Raw genomic sequence first — 17,115 nt, forward strand, 5'->3', positions numbered from 1 at the left:
GCCCCGACGCCCGGGTGCCCCGGCCCGGCCCGTCCGGGGGCCGCCGGACCCGGTGCGGGACTCCCGGAGCCGGACACGACGACGGCCGCGCACCGAGGTGCGCGGCCGTCGTCGCGGGGTGACGCCGAGACGTCGCCCGTCCGTCAGGACGTTAGTTCTTCATGTCCTTGGCGTCCGGAGCGGGGTGCGCCGGCTCCATGTCCACGTCCTTCTCGGTGGTCGCGGGCTTCGGGAGCTTCGCGTCCGTGTCCTTGGAGGACGAGCGCTGGGCCTTCTCCTTGACGGAGGCGGCGCCGTCCTGGGCCTTGTCCTTGACGGCCGCGGCGCCTTCGGACGCCTTGGTGGTCACGGTCCCGGTGGCCTTCTGCGCGCCCTCGGCGATCTTCTCGCCCACCACGGGCACCTCGGACTTGACCCAGTCGGTGCCCTCGGACACCTTGGCCTGGACCTTGGGGTCGTTCCAGGTGTTGATGGCGCTCTCGCGCAGGGACTCGTAGCTCTTCCGCCCGGACGCGGATCCGACCACGAACCCGATCCCGAAACCGGCCACAAATGCAAGACGCTTGATCATCGTGTCTCCCTCTCGTTCCCGCGGACCGGATCGGACCGGACCGCTGCTGGTGATCATGGTACTGACAGAATCTGGTGGAATGCTCCGCCCACGCCGTACGGGCCCCGGACACTGCGCCGTCCTAGGATGAGAGGCAACCGCTCAGAGAGGATGCTCCATGACACCGCAGTCCCCGCACCACGATTCCCCCACCGCCCACGGCGACCGCGCGGACGACCGGCAGGGTGCCACCCGGGAGGCCTCGGGTGAGGTTCCCACGCGCCGTCGCGCCGTGGGCATGGCGGGTGTGGCCGCCGCCGGTGCGCTGGCCCTGAGTGCGTGCGGCGGCCAGGACCAGGCGGAGTCCACTGCATCGCCCACTGGTCCGAGCTCCCCCACGGACGTGGGCGCCGCCTCGGAGATCCCCGTAGGCTCAGGGAAGAAGGTGGACCAGGACGGCCTCCAGGCGGTGGTCGGCCACCCCCAGGAGGGCACCTTCACCGCGTACTCCCCCGTGTGCCCCCACCAGGGCTGCATGGTCAACCCGGCCAAGAAGCAGTTCGTGTGCCCGTGCCACAGCTCGGTGTTCGACATGGCCACCGGTGACGTGACCGGCGGACCCGCCGAGTCCGGACTGAGCCCCTACCCCGTGAAGGTCGAGAACGGCCGCATCATCGTGGGCTGAGACCCGGGCTTCACTGCTCGCTGCCGGCTCCCCGCGCCGGGTGACCGGCACCCGTGGTGCGGGACGCGGGCAGGGGCTGTGCGGCGTCGTCGTGGGCGGGGCGGGCGTACGGGACCTTGGTTCCCAGCACGGACGCCAGGGTGTCCTGCGCGATGCGCTGCGCGGTGAGGCCCGTGTGCCGCAGGATCTGGTCCCGGCTCGCGTGCTCCAGGAACTCCGTGGGAAGGCCCACCTCGTTCAGCGCGGTGTCCACGCCGTGCGCCCGCATCTGCTGACGGATGAGAGAACCGATGCCCCCGGCGCGCACCCCGTCCTCGATGACCACCACGATCCGGTGGCGCGCAGCAGTCTCCACCACGGAGTCCGCCACGGGCAGCACCCAGCGGGGATCGAGCACGGTGGAGGACACGCCGTGGGCGGCGAGCCGCTCGGAGACGTCCAGCGCCATGACGCACATGGCACCCACACCCACGATCAGCACGTCGCGGTGCTCCTGCTCCGGACCGGTGCCCTCGCCGCTGCGGGCGAGCACGTCCACACCGTCCGCCAGGCGCTCCAGCGCGGGCAGGGGGGCGCCCACGGGGCCCTTGGGGTAGCGCACCACGGTGGGTGCGTCGGACACGGCCACCGCCTCGCGCAGCTCCTCGACCATCGTGGCCTCGTCACGCGGTGCCGCGAGGTGCAGCCCGGGCACGATCTGCAGCAGTGCGAGGTCCCACATGCCGTGGTGGCTGGGGCCGTCCGGGCCCGTGACGCCCGCGCGGTCCAGCACCACCGTGACACCCGCCCTGTGCAGGGCCACGTCCATGAGCAGCTGGTCGAAACCGCGGTTGAGGAACGTGGCGTAGAGCCCCACCACGGGGTGCAGGCCGCTGAAGGCCATGCCGGCGGCCATGGTCAGGGCGTGCTGCTCCGCGATCCCCACGTCCACCACGCGGTCCGGGTGCGCGAGCTGCATCTTCTGCAGCCCCATGGGGATCAGCATGGCGCCCGTGATCCCCACCACGTCCTCCCGGTCGTCGGCGATCGCCGCGATCTCGTCCCGGAACACGTGGGTCCACGTGCGGGCGGAGGCCGTGCCGGTGGGTTTGCCCGTCTCGGGGTCGATCACCGGAACGGAGTGGAACTGGTCGTTCTCGTCCAGCCGCGCCGGGAGGTAGCCGTGACCCTTCTCGGTGATGGCGTGCACGATCACCGGCCCGCCGAAGTTGCGGGCGTTGGTCAGAGCCTGCTCCATGGCCGCGAGGTCGTGGCCGTCCACCGGACCCACGTACTTCATCCCGAGGTCCTCGAAGATGCCCTGCTGGACCACCACGTCCTTGATGCCCTGCTTCATCCCGTGCAGGCCCCGGTAGACCGCCTGACCCAGCTGGCCCGAGCTCGTGAGCAGGTGCTTGGCCTTCTCGAGCGTCTGCTCGTAACGGCGGTCCGTGCGCACCGCGTCCACACCCTGCTGCACGCTGGCCTGCAGGTCCTTGAGGTGGTTGGCGAACCCGCCCACCGTGGGGGCGTAGGAGCGGCCGTTGTCGTTGACCACGATCACGACCTTGCGGTCCCGGTCCGAGGCGATGTTGTTCACGGCCTCCCAGGCCATGCCCCCGGTGAGCGCGCCGTCCCCGATCACGGCCACCGTATGCCGGTCGTTCTGACCCGTGAGCGCGTAGCCCCGGGAGATCCCGTCCGCCCAGGACAGGGACGAGGACGCGTGGGAGGACTCCACGATGTCGTGCTCGGACTCCGCCCGGGAGGGGTACCCGGCCAGACCGCCCTCCTGCCGCAGCGTGCTGAAGTCCTGTCGCCCGGTGAGCAGCTTGTGCACGTAGGACTGGTGGCCGGTGTCGAAGACCACGGAGTCCGTGGGCGAGGAGAAGACGCGGTGCACCGCCATCGTGAGTTCCACAACGCCCAGGTTGGGCCCCAGGTGCCCCCCGGTGGCCGAGACGTTGCTGATCAGGAACGCGCGGATCTCCCCCGCCAGCTGCTCCATCTGCCCGGCGTCCAGCCGCTTCAGGTCCTCAGGTCCCGCGATGCTCTCCAGAAGGGTCATTGCCTGCTCTCCGTGGTGTCTCGGCGCCGGTGCCCCGCACCCGCCAGGCGGTGGCCCGGTGGGAGGTGTCGCGTTGGGGGCGCGGCGCCCGAATGCTCCGTCCGATCCTACTCGCACCCCGTGGCGCGCAGCGCACACGGCAACGGCCGGGACCCCCGGACAGGGGATCACCGGCCGTTGCTCGGGCGTGCCGTGCGGAACGCGCTACTTGGCGATCTGGCGCAGCACGTACTGCAGGATGCCGCCGTTGCGGTAGTAGTCGGCCTCACCCGGGGTGTCGATGCGCAGCACGGCGTCGAACTCCACGGTGGAGCCGTCCTCCTTGGCGGCGGTGACCTTCAGGGTCTTGGGAGTGGTGCCCTCGTTGAGAGCGGTCACCCCTTCGATCGAGAAGGTCTCGGTGCCGTCCAGGCCCAGGGAGTCTGCGGACTCTCCCTCGGGGAACTGCAGGGGCAGCACACCCATGCCGATCAGGTTGGAGCGGTGGATGCGCTCGTAGGACTGCGCGATGACCGCGCGCACACCCAGCAGGGACGTGCCCTTGGCCGCCCAGTCGCGCGAGGAACCGGAGCCGTACTCCTTGCCGCCCAGCACCACCAGGGGCACGCCGGCCTCCTGGTAGTTCATGGCGGCGTCGTACACCGCGGCCTGGGGGCCGCCGTCCTGGGTGAAGTCGCGGGTGAAGCCACCCTCGACCCCGTCCAGGAGCTGGTTCTTGATGCGGATGTTCGCGAACGTGCCGCGGATCATCACCTCGTGGTTGCCACGGCGGGAGCCGTAGGAGTTGAAGTCCTTGCGCGCCACACCGTGCTCGGTGAGGTACTTGCCCGCCGGGGTGTCCGACTTGAAGGAACCGGCCGGGGAGATGTGGTCCGTGGTGACCGAGTCGCCCAGCTTGAGCAGCACGCGGGCGCCCTCGATGTCCTCCACCGGGGTGGTCTCCATGGACATGCCCTCGAAGTACGGTGGCTTGCGCACGTAGGTGGACTCGGGGTCCCACTCGAACACGTCACCCGTGGGGGTGTCGAGGTTCTGCCAGCGCTGGTCGCCGTCGAAGATCGTGCCGTACTCGCGGTCGAACATCTCCGTGTCGATCGACGCGTCGATGATCTTCTGCACCTCGGTGGGGTCCGGCCAGATGTCCTTGAGGAACACGTCCTTGCCGTCCGAGTCCTGGCCCAGGGGCTCCGTCTCGAAGTCGAAGTCCATGGTCCCGGCCAGGGCGTAGGCGATGACCAGCGGCGGGGACGCCAGGTAGTTCATCTTCACGTCCGGGTTGATGCGACCCTCGAAGTTGCGGTTGCCGGAGAGCACGGACGTGACCGAGAGGTCGTTGTCCTGGATGGCCTGGGAGATCTCGGACTCGAGCGGACCCGAGTTGCCGATGCACGTGGTGCAGCCGTAGCCCACGATGTAGAAGCCCAGCTCCTCCAGTGCGGGAACCAGACCGGACTTCTCGTAGTACTCGGTGACCACGCGGGAGCCGGGGGCGATCGAGGTCTTGACCCACGGCTTGGCCTTCAGACCCTTCTCCGTGGCGTTGCGCGCCAGCACGGCCGCCGCCATCATCACGGAGGGGTTGGAGGTGTTGGTGCACGAGGTGATCGAGGCGATGGACACCGCACCGTGGTCCAGCTCGAACTCGCGGCCGTCGGGCATGGTGACGGGCACGGTCTTCTCGGCACGATCACGCAGCTGGGCCGCGGAGGCCTCCCGCGGCTCGTGCTCGGGATCCTGCTCCTCGGCGGCGTCGTGGGACGGGGCGTCCGAGGCCGGGAAGGACTCGACCACGTTGGCGTCCACCTCCACGTTCTCGTCCTGCGCCACGTAGTTCACGAGGTCCTCGCGGAACTGCTCCTTGGAGCGGGACAGCTCGATGCGGTCCTGGGGGCGCTTGGGTCCGGAGATGGAGGGGACCACCGTGGAGAGGTCCAGCTCCAGGTACTCGGAGTAGCTGACCTCCTTGGCGGGGTCGTGCCACATGCCCTGTTCCTTGGTGTACGCCTCGATCAGGGCGATCTGCTCCTCGGAGCGGCCCGTGAGCTTGAGGTAGTCCAGGGTCACCTGGTCGATCGGGAAGATCGCGGCGGTGGAGCCGAACTCCGGGGACATGTTGCCGATCGTGGCGCGGTTGGCCAGCGGCACGGCCGCCACGCCCTCGCCGTAGAACTCCACGAACTTGCCCACCACGCCGTGCTCGCGCAACATTTCGGTGATCGTCAGCACCACGTCCGTGGCGGTGGCGCCCGCGGGGATCTCGCCCGTGAGCTTGAAGCCCACCACGCGCGGGATCAGCATGGAGATGGGCTGGCCCAGCATGGCCGCCTCGGCCTCGATGCCGCCCACGCCCCAGCCCAGCACGCCGATGCCGTTCTCCATGGTGGTGTGGGAGTCGGTGCCCACGCAGGTGTCCGGGTAGGCACGCACGGTGCCGTCCACCTCACGGGTCATGACCACGCGCGCCAGGTTCTCGATGTTGACCTGGTGCACGATGCCCATTCCGGGCGGGACGACCTTGAAGTCGTCGAACGCGGTCTGGCCCCAGCGCAGGAACTGGTAGCGCTCACCGTTGCGCTGGTACTCGATGTCCATGTTGCGCTCGATCGCGTCGGCGGAGCCGAACTCGTCGATCTGCACGGAGTGGTCGATGACCAGCTCGGCGGGTGCCAGCGGGTTCACGCGGGAAGGGTCTCCCCCGAGGTCCGCCACGGCCTCGCGCATGGTGGCGAGGTCCACGATGCAGGGCACGCCGGTGAAGTCCTGCATGATCACGCGACCAGGGGTGAACTGGATCTCCGTGTCGGGCTGGGCACTGGGGTCCCAGGACCCCAGGGCCTCGATGTGCTTGCTCGTGACGTTGGCACCGTCCTCGGTGCGCAGCAGGTTCTCGAGCAGGACCTTCAGGCTGTAGGGAAGCTTCTCGGCTCCCGCCACGGCGTTCAGTCGGAAAATTTCGTAGTCGGTGCCCTTGACGTTGAGAACGCCCTTGGCTCCAAAGCTGTCCACAGTCATGGTGTGGAACTCCTCTCGCCACCGTCGGTTGCGTTCCACGCACCGGGGCACCGGAGTGTCCCGCGCACGGGGAACGGTCCCTGCCAGTGTATCCCGTGCCACGTCCCGCGCCCGTCATGACCACCCCGGGGAACCCGCCCGGGCGGTCCGGTCCACGTGGACCGGCTCAGGCGTCGCGGCGCAGCACGGCCACGGCCTCCACGTGGTGCGTGTTGGGATACAGGTCCAGGGCCGTCACGTCCTCGACCTTCCACCCGCGCCTCCGGAGCCTGCCCAGATCCCGTCCGAGCGCCGCCGGATCGCACGCCACGTACACGATGGTGCGGGGACCGGCCTGGTCCACGGCGGCCAGCACCTCCTTGGCGGCACCGGCCCGCGGCGGGTCCATGATGACCACGTCGGGCCGCGGCACCCGGGTCCCGGCGGACGACGCCGCTCGGTGGCCACGGCGTCGTCGCTCGCCCTGGCGGTGGCCCCCGCGTCCGGTCAGGACACGGGCCACGTCCCCGCGCACGCTGCGCACGTGCGGGGCGTGCGCGAGGTTGTGGGCGGCGTCGGCGGAGGTGACGGGCGAGCCCTCCACCGCGAACACCGTGCCGCTCTCCCCCACGGCGCGCGCCGCGACGGCCGTGAACAGCCCGGCGCCGCTGTAGAGGTCCCACACGGTGTCACCCGCGCGCAGGTCGGCCCCGGCCAGCACGGTCCCGGCGAGCGCGGCCGGGGCCTCGCGGTGGATCTGCCAGAAGCCCGTGGGGCTCACGCGCCACTGCAGCGGCTGCGGGGCTTCCCCGGAGGTGTCCGCGGACGCGGGCCACTCGAGGGTCTCGAGCACCTCGCCGGTTCCGGCCCAGGTGGCGACCCTGCGGTGGTCCGCCGAACGCGCCGTGACGGAGACGCCGTGGGCGGAGCCCCACTCGCCGAGCAGGGCCCGCAGCGCGTCCAGCTGCCGCTCGTCCGCGTCCGCACGCAGGCTCACGTGCAGCAGCGGGGTCCGGCCGTTCGCCGGGGCGGAGACGTCCAGGCGCTCGGCTCCCTCGACACGCAGGGCCCACGGGGCCAGGGCCTGGATCGGGGCGGAGGCCAGAGGCATGTCCTGGAGGGTCACCAGCTCGTTGGAGCGGTGCGGGTGCATGCCGGGGGTGCCGTCCGCGGCCACGTCCAGGTGCAGCCGGGTCCGCCACCCCGTGCCGTCGGGCGTCTCCCCGTTGGTGGGGTGCACCCGGCCCTGCCACTCGTGGCCGGCCAGGTGCAAGAGCTGCTCCGCGAGAACGCGCCGCTTGAGCTCGCGCTGGGTGGCGAGGTCGGCGTGGCCGAACTCCGCTCCCCCCACCGGCTTGCGCCCCTCGGCCGCGGCCAGCAGGGCGTCGGCCCGGGACCACACGTGGTGCTCGCGGCGTCCGGGCGCGGGGTCGACGACCTCGACCACGTCCCCGCGCCAGAAGGACGCGTCGGGCTGCCGGTCCGTGAGGGTCACCCGTGCCAGCTCCCCGGGCAGCCCGTGCCGCACGAACACCACCCTGCCCTCGGCAGTTCGGGCCACCACGTGGCCGCCGTGGGCCACCTCGCCCAGGCGCAGCTCGAGGGTGTGCGGGGTGTCGGTCATCGGCTGTTCTCCGTGAGTTGCAGTTCGCGCACCGATTCGAGGTGCCAGGGCACGGAGGCGATCATGACTCCGCGTTCGTAGTGCAGCCGGGTCCGCAGGGGGCGGATGGCCTGGTTGTGCAGGAAGCGTTCCCAGCCGCGCCCCACCACGTACTCGGGGAGGTAGACGATCACGAGGTCCCGGGGGGACTTGCGCCGGATCCCGCGGATGTGGGCGATCACCGGGCCCACCGAGTCCCGGTAGGGCGAGGCGAGCACGGTGATGGGCACCGGGATCTCCAGCGACTGCCAGCTGCGCACGATGTCCTCCGTGCGCGTGCGGTCCGTGTCCACCACCACGGCCTCCAGGCTGGAGGGGCGGGACGCCCGGGCGTAGGTCAGTGCGCGCACCACGGGCTTGCGGACGGACGTGACCACGATGATCGAGTGCACGCGGGAGGGCAGGGCGCGCACCATGGAGTCGGGGTGCACCTCCAGCTCCGCGTCCACGGCGCGGTAGTGGTGGGCGATGGCCCGCATGAAGAGGGTGGTCAGGGCGATGGCCACGATCGTGAGCCACGCCCCCTGCGCGAACTTGGTCACGAGGATCACCACGAACACGGCGGCGCAGGCCACCAGGGCGACCGCGGCCACCGTGAGGCGCACGGCGATCTGCCGATTGGTGGCCCGGGAGGTCCGCGTGCGGCGGAGCCGGTTCCAGTGCCGCACCATCCCGGCCTGGGTGAGGGTGAAGGCGAAGAACGCGCCCACCACGTAGAGCTGGATCAGCGCGTTGACGTTCGCGCCGAACACCAGGGTGAACGCGGCCGCCACCACGGACAGCAGCACGATCCCGTTGGTGAAGGCGAAGCGGTCCCCCCGGCTCTGCAGCTGCCGGGGCAGCAGGGCTGCGGAGGCCAGCCGGGAGGCGAGCACCGGGAACCCCGAGTAGGCGGTGTTGGCCGCCATGAACAGCACGCCCACGGTCACGAGCGCGAGCACCACGACCCACACGGAGTCCGCGCCGGTGACCGCCTGGGCGATCTGGGCGAGCACGGGGACCTGGTAGAAGTCCGCGGCGGGAGCGTGCCCGTCGATCAGCAGCTGCCGGTCGGGGTCCATGACCACCACCACGCCCGTGCGCCGGGTCAGGTACAGGACCCCCAGCAGCAGCACGGCGGAGAGGGCACCGAGGACGGCGAGGGTCCGCGCGGCGTTGAGCGCCTTGGGCTTGCGGAAGTAGGGCACGGAGTGGGTGATCGTCTCCACCCCGGTCACGGCCACCGCGCCCGAGGAGAAGGCCCGCAGCACGAGCATGGCGCCCGCCAGACCCACCAGTCCCGCGTCCATGCCCTCGGCGGGCAGCACCTCGTAGGCCGCCGACGGCGCGGGGTCCAGTGCCCCTGCAAGGTCCTGGACCACTCCGACCACGATGAGCAGCAGCACCACGGCCACGAAGGCGTACGTGGGCACGGAGGACGCCCGGCCCATGAACTTCAGCCCGCGCAGGTTCAGCAGCCCCACCAGGGCGATCCCCACGACCGCGACCGCGGTGCGGTGCTCCACCAGCACGGGGAAGACCGCCGCGAGGTACTGCGCGGCGGCGGCCATGGACACCGCGACCACCAGCGTGTAGTCGACCATCAGGGCCGCACCCACGGCGGCACCGGCGGGACGCCCCAGGTTCTTGGAGGCGATCTCGAAGTCCGCACCGCCCGAGGGGTAGGCCCGCACGTTCTGCCGGTAGGCGGTGATGACCACGGCGAGGACCACCAGCACCGCGAGCCCCACCCAGGGGGACACCACGATCGCGGAGGAGCCCGCGAGCGCGAGCGTCAGGACGATCTCGTCGGGCGCGTAGGCCACCGAGGAGAGGGCGTCGGACGCGAAGACGGGCAGGGCCGTGCCCTTGGAGAGCACCGTGCCCGCGGCGCGCTCGTTGTGGAGGGGCTTGCCCACGAGAGCGCGGCGGAGGAGCTGGGACGCATACACGTGGGAACACGCTAGTCGCTGAGCGGGTCCTTGTCCCGCGGTGGTGGCACCTATGCTGTGCCCCATGGCGCATTTCGTGATCATGGGCGTGGGCAGGGTGGGCATCAGCCTGGCGCACGCCCTCGAGGACTCCGGGCACACCGTGGCGGTGATCGACCAGGACGACCGCGCGTTCCGCAAGCTGCGTCCCGACTTCTCGGGCAAGAAGGTCACCGGCCACGGCTTCGACAGGGACGTGCTGCAGCGCGCGGGGATAGCGGACGCCTACGCGTTCGCGGCGGTCTCCAGCGGGGACAACTCCAACATCATCGCGGCCCGTGTGGCGCGCGAGACGTTCAAGGTCAAGCACGTGGTGGCCCGGATCTACGACCCCACCCGCGCCGAGTTCTACCAGCGCATGGGGATCCCCACCGTGGCCAGCGTGCGCTGGAGCGCGGACCAGGTGCTGCGCCGGATCCTGCCCGAGCACGCGATCACGGGCGACTTCCGGGAGGCCTCGGGGCGCCTGCAGCTCGGCGAGCTTCCCCTGGACGACTCCTGGTCCGGGCTGCACCTGGACCGGATCGAGGAGGCCGCCGGGGTGCGGATCGCCTTCGTGACCCGTTTCGGGGAGGGCATCCTCCCCGCCAGCGACACCAGCTACCAGCAAGGAGACATCGTGCACGCGATGATGCGCGTCGAGGACGTGGAGCGCGTTGCCCGCGTCCTCTCCCGTCCGCCGTCGGACGAGGTCATGGAGGCCGTGGCGCTCGCGGCCACCCCGGACGGGAAGGGGCGGCACTGATGCACGTGGTCATCGTGGGCGGGGGCTCCGTGGGTTCCTCGATCGCCCGGGAGCTGCTCTCGCACGGTCACGACGTCGTGGTGGTGGACGCCACCGCCGAGGTGATCGGGCGCTCCAACCTGCGCGGTGCGCAGTGGGTCGTGGGGGACGCGTGCGACCTCGACGTCCTGCAGCGTGCCCGGGCCGAGGAGGCGGACGTCATGGTGGCCGCCACGGGGGACGACAAGGCGAACCTCGTGGTGTCCCTGCTCGCCCGCAGCGAGTTCGGGGTGCCCCGCACCGTGGGCCGGGTGAACAACCCCAAGAACGAGTGGCTCTTCGACGACGCCTGGGGCGTGGACGTGGCCGTGTCCACCCCCCGCCTCATGACGGCCCTCGTGGAGGAGGCCGTGGAGATCGGGGACGTGGTGCGGCTGCTGAGCTTCCAGACCGGGGCCGCCACGCTGTCCGCCTACACGGTCCCCCGCGAGCACCCCGTGGTCGCGAGCACCGTGTCCCAGGTGCCGTGGCCCCCGGACGTGGCCCTCGTGGCCATCCTGCGCGACGGCGTGCCGATCGCCCCGTCCGGGGACGACCTGCTGGAGGGCGGGGACGAGCTCTTCTTCATCACCACCGCGGAGGGAGAGGAGCAGCTGCGGGCCATGTTCACCACGGCCCGGGACGTCAATCTGCAGGCTGCGCTGGACGAGGGCGGCTCGACAGCCATGCCAGCCACAGCGCGGCGGCGTACAGCGGGGTCCCCATCACCAGACGCGTGACACCGAGCGCGGTCACGTTCTCGGCGAAGTACAGCGGCAGCTGGACCACCAGACGGGCCGCGAACATGGCCATGAGCAGCCCGTTGGCCCGCTGGTAGACGGCCCGCCGCGCCGGATCGGACTGCCAGGCGGTGCCCTCGCCCCGCACGTAGCCGTACAGCACCCCGAGCAGGGGCCACTTCACCGCCGCCGACAGCGCGAGCCCCAGCAGCCACGCGGCGTTGATGAAGAATCCCGGGACGTAGTAGTCCAGTGCCTGGCCGCCCACCCGTGCGAACAGCGCGCACACGCCCACGCCCACGAGGCCGGCGAGCGCCTGGGTGACCGTCTGGCGCTGCGCGAGCCGCGCGAGGGTGAACACGGCGGCGGTCGCGAGGGACGCGGTCAGGGCCACGGACAGCTCCCCCACGAGGATCACGCACGTGAGGTACACGAGCCCCGGCAGGATCGACTCGACGACGCCGCGCCAGCCGCCCATCGCCGAGAGCACGTCCAGCTGCCCGCTCTCGTCGCGGCGCAGGCCCGAGCGCTCGGCGAACTCCTGTGCGGCGCGGCGCATCGAGGCGTCGGGGTCCCCGGCGGCGTCGCCCCGAGTGGGCTCTGCGCCCGGCTCCCGCGTCACCGGGCGGCCCGCTTGGGCGTGACGATCTCGTAGCGAGGGTTGTACATGGTGGGAACCCCGTCCGGGAAGCACACGACCGCGAGGCAGCGCAGCCTGGTGCCGGCGGCAACTCCCGGAACGGTGCGCTGACCGTGCCACAGCAGCTCCACACCGCACGGCACGGCGCTGCCGGGACGCGGCACCTTCAGCAGGGCGCGGAAGTGCGGGGGCGCGGTGGCGGGCGCCACGGTGACCTCCCCCACCACGCCCTCCACCACCGCCCGGCGCCGGCACCGCTCCCCGGTGCCGGGCGTGAGCTCGTGCTCCCCGGCCTCGGGCTCGGAGCGCACGTCGATCGCGCCGGTGAGGGGGTTGTTGACGGGCACGGTCAGCCGATCTCGGTGATCTCGGGACCGCGGCGCGGCGGCTGCACGTCCGGGCGCGACGACGTCTCCCCGGACTCACCGCCGCCCTGCGGTGGCGTGTCCCCCGGGCCGTCCGCGCGGGTGATCGTGGCATTCTCGGGCATGGTCAGGGCCAGCATGTCGCGCGGCGGGTGCGGATCCTGGCCGCGGACCACCACGAGGGCCCGCACGGCGTCGTCGAGCACCTCCGCAGTGGTGCCGGGCATGGCGGCGCCGCCCGTGAACACCGCGCGCAGGAACCAGCGCGGGCCGTCGATGCCCACAAAGCGCGCGAGACGGTAGCCCTTCTGACCGTCCGGGGTGGTCCCCGGGAACTTCGCGTCGACCTGCAGCCCGAGCGGGCCCTGGGACACGGTCGGGTTCCCGCCGTCGCGGCGCAGCCCGGCCACGAGCTCGGCCCGCACCTCGTCCCACAGCTGCGCGGTCTTCGGCGCGGTGAACGCCTGCAGCTGCACCGAGCCGTCGCGGAAGTCCAGGTTCACCGCACGCGGCACCTTGGTGTGCTGGTCCACCTCCATGCGCACGGTCACCCCGCTGATGGGCTTGACCAGCAGCGCCCCCATGTCCAGGTAGTCGCCACGTTCACCCGAGAACTCGGCCTCGTCCCACGGGCCGTTCGCCCGCGGGTCCGTCACGTCCTGATCCGGCTCGCCCGCCTCCTCGCCCTGGGGGGCGCCGTTCTCCTCGGCGGCCTTCTCCGCCGCGTCGGTGCTGTTGCGCTTCTTACGTCCGAACATCGATCACTCCAGGAAGTCGTCGGGCAGAAAATCGGTGGTGCCCCGCCACGGGTGCGGGTCAGTGGGTTCCGGAGGAGCCAAAGCCCCGTTCCCCGCGCTCACTGTCGTCGAGCTCGTCGCAGGGCACGAAGCGCGCCGTGACCACCGGCTGGATCACCAGCTGGGCGATCCGCTCGCCCCGGCGGACCGTGTAGCTCTCGCGGGCGTCCGTGTTGAGCAGGCACACCTTCAGCTCCCCCCGGTAGCCGCTGTCCACGGTGCCCGGGGCGTTGACCACGGTGATCCCGTGCTTCACGGCCAGTCCGGACCGGGGGTGCACCAGGCCCACGTGGCCCTGGGGGACGGCCACGGCGACACCTGTGTCCACGAGTGCCCGCTCGCCCGGCGCCAGCACCACGTCGTGGCGCGCCCGCAGGTCCGCCCCTGCGTCGCCCGCGCGCGCGTAGGACGGCGGGAGCAGGTCCGGGTCCAGCATCCGCAGCGGAACGGGGAGGTCCTCGGGGGTGTTCACGTCAGTCACAGTCCTCCACTCTAACGCCCCGCCCCGGGGCCCATGGAGCGCGTTCAGTGCCCACCCAGGAGCAGCGGGACAGTACCACCGGGCCCGTCCCCGGGTGCACCGCCGCGGGCGACGGTCACGAGTGGCGCGCCCCGCCCCGGCCCCGCGGGGTCTTCGACGGCGCCGCAACGGTCCCGGCCGTCCCGCGGCCGCGTGGCCACGACCACGCCATCCGCGGGCTCCCGGCGGGGCACCGGGCGCACGAGTGTGCCAAGGTGGAGGCATGAGCTCTCAGCACCCCGTCCCCGGCGAGGACACCCCTCAGGACGCCACGACCCCCCGCGAGACCCGGAGCACCGCACCGGGGGGCACCCCGGGCCGCACCGCGACCACCGGTCCGCGCGACCCGCGGGACCGGGAGGTGCCCCCCGCTTCACGTGCCGGGGACGCGGACGGCGCGCGGGCGGCGTCGTCCACCAGCGGCGCGCACGACGGCGCGGTGCGCTACTCCGAGAAGCTCACCGTGTCCTGGTGGATGTGGCTGATCGTGGCCTTCGTGGGCGGCACGGGCTTCGTGGCCGTGGCCCCCATCAGCATTGCCGTGGGAATCGTCGTGGCCGTGGTGCTGGTGGTCGCCGTGGGTCTCGCGGTGCACCTCGGCGCGCCGAGCATCGTGCTCACGGACGAGGACCTGCGCGTGGGACGGGCGTACATCGAGCGGCGCTACGTGGGCCGCGCGGAGGCCCTGCGCGGAACCGCGGCCCGTGAGGCACGCGGCCCGCAGCTGGACGGCCGCGCCTTCATGAACTTCCGGGTGTCGGTCCCGGACCTGTGCCGGATCGAGATCACCGACCCCGTGGACCCCACGCCCTACTGGCTCACCGCGACCCGCCACCCGGAGGAACTCGCCCGCGCCGTCAACGAGCGACCGGCGCCCGGCCACTGACGGACGCGCTGAGCCCCGGCCCTCCCCCGCGGAGGCGGACACTCCGGGAACGACGACGGGCGGTCACCCTGACAGGGTGACCGCCCGTGGCAATCGTGCGAGCGGGGAACTCAGCCCAGGCACTCGTAGCAGTACTTCACGCCGCCGCGCTCCTCGGCGAGCTGCGAGCGGTGGCGCACCAGGAAGCAGGAACCGCACGTGAACTCGTCGTCCTGGGCCGGCAGGACCACCACGGAGAGCTCCTCGTTGGAGAGGTCCGCTCCGGGCAGCTCGAAGCTCTCGGCCGCCGTGGCCTCGTCCTCGTCAACGCTTCCGGACTGGTGGTCCGACCGCCGGGACTGCAGCTCCTCGATGGAGTCTTCCTTGAGGTCCTCGTCCTGCTTGCGCGGTGCGTCGTAGTCTGTGGCCATGTGTCTATCCGCTCCAACCGGTCTTCGCGAGATCGCTGTGTGCAACGGCGTCCGGACGATCTCCCCCGGGGCCGTGTCGCGTAGAGTGTGCACCATGGGGGCTGAAAAAGCCAGCACCCCGGACACAGATTTCTCACAGGGCATGATCCGCCGCAGCGGCGGGCAGATCCGCGCCCGGACCAGCCCCGACATCGCCGCCACGCGGCCGTGCGGCACCCGCCCCGGCGCCCCGCGGGCCTGCCAGTAGACTGGCGCACAGATGGCGCGGGGCGCACCACGGAGGACGTGGGGAGCGCTCCCCCGACGGAAGGACAGCATGGAGCAGTTGCGCCTGGCAGGAGTGCACGACGACGGCGAGCACCTGATCGTGGAGACCCCCGACTCCACGCGGTACCGCCTGAAGATCGACCAGCAGTTGCGGCAGGCGATCCAGTACGCCCGGCGCAAGCCACCGGCCCGGGGGCGCGGCGGCGCGTCCTACGGTCCGCGCGACATCCAGGCGAGGTTCCGGGCGGGCGCCAGCGTGGACGACATCGTGGCCGAGTCCGGGTGGGAGCCGGAGCGCGTGCGCCGCTACGAGTGGCCCATCCTCGCCGAGCGCTCCCACATGGTCACCGAGGCCTGCCGGGTCAAGGTCTCCGGCACCAACCCCTCGCACGACGGCTACCGCTCCGTGTTCGAGGGAGAGCCCAAGTCCCTGCAGGAGACGGTCGAGGCCCAAGCGGCGCGACTCGGCGTGGACCGTTCCAGCTTCGACTGGGACGCGTGGCTCCGGGAGGACCAGCTGTGGACGGTGCAGCTGAGCTTCGACCCCCCTGCCGAGCGTGACTCCCTGCCCGCGCCCGAGCCGGCACGGTGGAGCTACAACCCCGCCACGCGCAGCGTGCGCCCGGACAACGACTGGGCCCGGGCCCTGGGAGAAGAGCCCCGCGAGACGGGTCCGCTCGGCCCCGCGGCACCGGCCGCGCCCGTGCAGGCCCCCGGCCCCGCCGTGCACCGGCTGCAGTACGAGGCCGGCCCGGCGGACGACCTCCTGGACGTGCTGCAGGCCCGCCGCGGCCGCCGTCTGGGCACCGACGAGCCCGGCGACGACCGGCTCGCGGAGATGCTCGGCCGCGGGATGGGCCAGGTGGAGCAGCGCCCCCGGCCGATCGACGCGCCCGAGGACTCCCCCGTGTTCGACCGCCCCATCCAGCCCGCCGCCTCGCAGGTGGCCGAGGAGCGGGCACTGCGGGGTGAGGGGATCCAGATCGTGGACGACTCCACACCCGACCGCGAGGATCCCCGTGCCACCGGTGCGGACACCTCCCCCGAGCCGGCTCCCGGGCCCGAGGAGGACACCCACCTGGACGGGGACGAGACCTGGGTGGAGGTCACCCAGGAGCAGGACGCCTCCCGGGGGCGCACCGACCCCCAGGGCCCCGAGAACCACGCCGACGCCGCTGCGGTGGCCACCCTGACCCCGCGCACCGCAGGTGCCGGTCGGGATGCGGCCGGTCACGGTGCGCAAGACCCGGAGGAGAGCAGCCGGGACGAGGACCCTCGGGAGACTCGGGCGGCTTCCGCCGAGCACGACGCCGGCGCGGACTCCGAGTCCACGGCCCCCGGACCGCGCGGACGCACTCCCAAGGCGAAACGGTCCTCCGTGCCCAGCTGGGACGACATCGTGTTCGGAGCCAACAGGTCCTGACCACTCCACGGCCACCGGCCGTGGTGCAACATCCCCGCGCCGCACGGTACAGTCGCGGGGGCAGGTCGGGTTCCACGGGGAGAATGTGCTCCGGCCGCACGCGAACACGGGCAACTCGTAGGGAAATCGGGCATGAGCAACTCCATTCAGGACGATCTATTCGGCGACGACTCACCGTCGGGCGAGGGCACGGGCTCCGCGCCCCGCTCGGGGGCTCGCCGCTACCTGGCACCCGTGGCCCTGGGAGGGGCCGCGCTGCTCGTCCTGGCCGGTGTCGGTGCCGTGGCCTTCACGGGGTTCACGGGAGGTTCGGACGAACCCGCTCCCGCGGACTTCGCCACGGAGACCGCCACACCGAGCGCTCCCCCGACGCGCACGAAGACCCCCACCCCGACTCC

The 17,115-nt window shown here is 71.9% G+C and carries 15 protein-coding genes and 1 pseudogene; 6 read left to right on the top strand and 10 right to left on the bottom strand.

Annotation, left to right across the window (positions count from 1 at the left end):
- Positions 1-151: 151 nt before the first annotated feature.
- Positions 152-571, bottom strand: a complete 420-nt coding sequence (locus QL985_RS09895) for a hypothetical protein (protein ID WP_101888371.1) — start codon at positions 569-571, stop codon at positions 152-154.
- A gap of 157 nt (positions 572-728) precedes the next feature.
- On the opposite strand from QL985_RS09895, the gene QL985_RS09900 reads away from it, so the two are divergent.
- Positions 729-1,235, top strand: coding sequence for a Rieske (2Fe-2S) protein (locus QL985_RS09900; protein ID WP_101888370.1), 507 nt, complete (start codon positions 729-731; stop codon positions 1,233-1,235).
- 10 nt (positions 1,236-1,245) lie between these two features.
- On the opposite strand, the gene dxs is transcribed toward QL985_RS09900, so the two are convergent.
- The 4 genes from dxs to QL985_RS09920 all read right to left on the bottom strand — a co-directional run bounded on the left by dxs (position 1,246) and on the right by QL985_RS09920 (position 9,867).
- Entirely contained in the window at positions 1,246-3,282 is a 2,037-nt protein-coding gene (gene dxs / locus QL985_RS09905; RefSeq protein WP_019310669.1) for a 1-deoxy-D-xylulose-5-phosphate synthase, read from the bottom strand.
- A 204-nt stretch (positions 3,283-3,486) separates the two neighbouring features.
- Positions 3,487-6,294: an aconitate hydratase AcnA gene (gene acnA / locus QL985_RS09910; RefSeq protein WP_101888369.1), complete on the bottom strand. Its 2,808-nt coding sequence runs from the start codon at positions 6,292-6,294 to the stop codon at positions 3,487-3,489.
- 166 nt (positions 6,295-6,460) lie between these two features.
- On the bottom strand, positions 6,461-7,897 hold the full coding sequence (locus QL985_RS09915; RefSeq protein WP_290147767.1) for a TRAM domain-containing protein: 1,437 nt from the start codon (positions 7,895-7,897) through the stop codon (positions 6,461-6,463).
- Positions 7,894-9,867 carry an APC family permease gene (locus tag QL985_RS09920; protein WP_019310672.1) on the bottom strand — a complete coding sequence of 658 codons (1,974 nt, stop codon included), beginning with the start codon at positions 9,865-9,867 and terminating at the stop codon, positions 7,894-7,896. The genes QL985_RS09915 and QL985_RS09920 overlap by 4 nt, the downstream gene beginning before the upstream one ends.
- Positions 9,868-9,931: 64 nt before the next feature.
- Here QL985_RS09920 and QL985_RS09925 point away from each other — a divergent pair, with 64 nt between their 5' ends.
- Both QL985_RS09925 and QL985_RS09930 read left to right on the top strand, forming a co-directional pair.
- A complete protein-coding gene (locus QL985_RS09925) occupies positions 9,932-10,651 on the top strand; it encodes a TrkA family potassium uptake protein (RefSeq protein WP_035885339.1) in 720 nt (239 codons plus the stop codon).
- Positions 10,651-11,409, top strand: a complete 759-nt coding sequence (locus tag QL985_RS09930) for a TrkA family potassium uptake protein (RefSeq protein ID WP_019310674.1) — start codon at positions 10,651-10,653, stop codon at positions 11,407-11,409. Before QL985_RS09925 ends, QL985_RS09930 begins: the two co-directional genes overlap by 1 nt.
- Here the strand turns inward: QL985_RS09930 and QL985_RS09935 are convergent.
- From QL985_RS09935 to dut, 4 genes are read right to left on the bottom strand one after another with little or no spacing between them, the layout of a single operon-like run.
- A complete protein-coding gene (locus QL985_RS09935; RefSeq protein ID WP_081477468.1) occupies positions 11,315-12,031 on the bottom strand; it encodes a DUF3159 domain-containing protein in 717 nt (238 codons plus the stop codon). The two genes, QL985_RS09930 and QL985_RS09935, sit on opposite strands and share 95 nt — an antisense overlap.
- Entirely contained in the window at positions 12,028-12,396 is a 369-nt protein-coding gene (locus QL985_RS09940; protein WP_290147769.1) for a hypothetical protein, read from the bottom strand. Before QL985_RS09940 ends, QL985_RS09935 begins: the two co-directional genes overlap by 4 nt.
- A gap of 2 nt (positions 12,397-12,398) precedes the next feature.
- Positions 12,399-13,172, bottom strand: coding sequence for a DUF3710 domain-containing protein (locus QL985_RS09945; RefSeq protein ID WP_019310677.1), 774 nt, complete (start codon positions 13,170-13,172; stop codon positions 12,399-12,401).
- 58 nt (positions 13,173-13,230) lie between these two features.
- Positions 13,231-13,647 carry a dUTP diphosphatase gene (gene dut / locus QL985_RS09950; RefSeq protein WP_050899501.1) on the bottom strand — a complete coding sequence of 139 codons (417 nt, stop codon included), beginning with the start codon at positions 13,645-13,647 and terminating at the stop codon, positions 13,231-13,233.
- A 307-nt stretch (positions 13,648-13,954) separates the two neighbouring features.
- On the opposite strand from dut, the gene QL985_RS09955 reads away from it, so the two are divergent.
- Positions 13,955-14,617 carry a DUF3093 domain-containing protein gene (locus QL985_RS09955; protein ID WP_245190491.1) on the top strand — a complete coding sequence of 221 codons (663 nt, stop codon included), beginning with the start codon at positions 13,955-13,957 and terminating at the stop codon, positions 14,615-14,617.
- Positions 14,618-14,727: 110 nt separating this feature from the next.
- On the opposite strand, the gene QL985_RS09960 is transcribed toward QL985_RS09955, so the two are convergent.
- A complete protein-coding gene (locus tag QL985_RS09960) occupies positions 14,728-15,027 on the bottom strand; it encodes a DUF4193 domain-containing protein (RefSeq protein WP_019310681.1) in 300 nt (99 codons plus the stop codon).
- 316 nt (positions 15,028-15,343) lie between these two features.
- Between QL985_RS09960 and sepH the strand changes: the two genes are divergently transcribed.
- Positions 15,344-16,717 carry a septation protein SepH gene (gene sepH / locus QL985_RS09965; RefSeq protein ID WP_124109740.1) on the top strand — a complete coding sequence of 458 codons (1,374 nt, stop codon included), beginning with the start codon at positions 15,344-15,346 and terminating at the stop codon, positions 16,715-16,717.
- A gap of 132 nt (positions 16,718-16,849) precedes the next feature.
- A pseudogene (locus QL985_RS09970) lies at positions 16,850-17,115 on the top strand (hypothetical protein); the annotation flags it as partial.

This window comes from Kocuria sp. APC 4018 (genome assembly GCF_030407675.1).
GTDB lineage: Bacteria > Actinomycetota > Actinomycetes > Actinomycetales > Micrococcaceae > Kocuria > Kocuria rhizophila.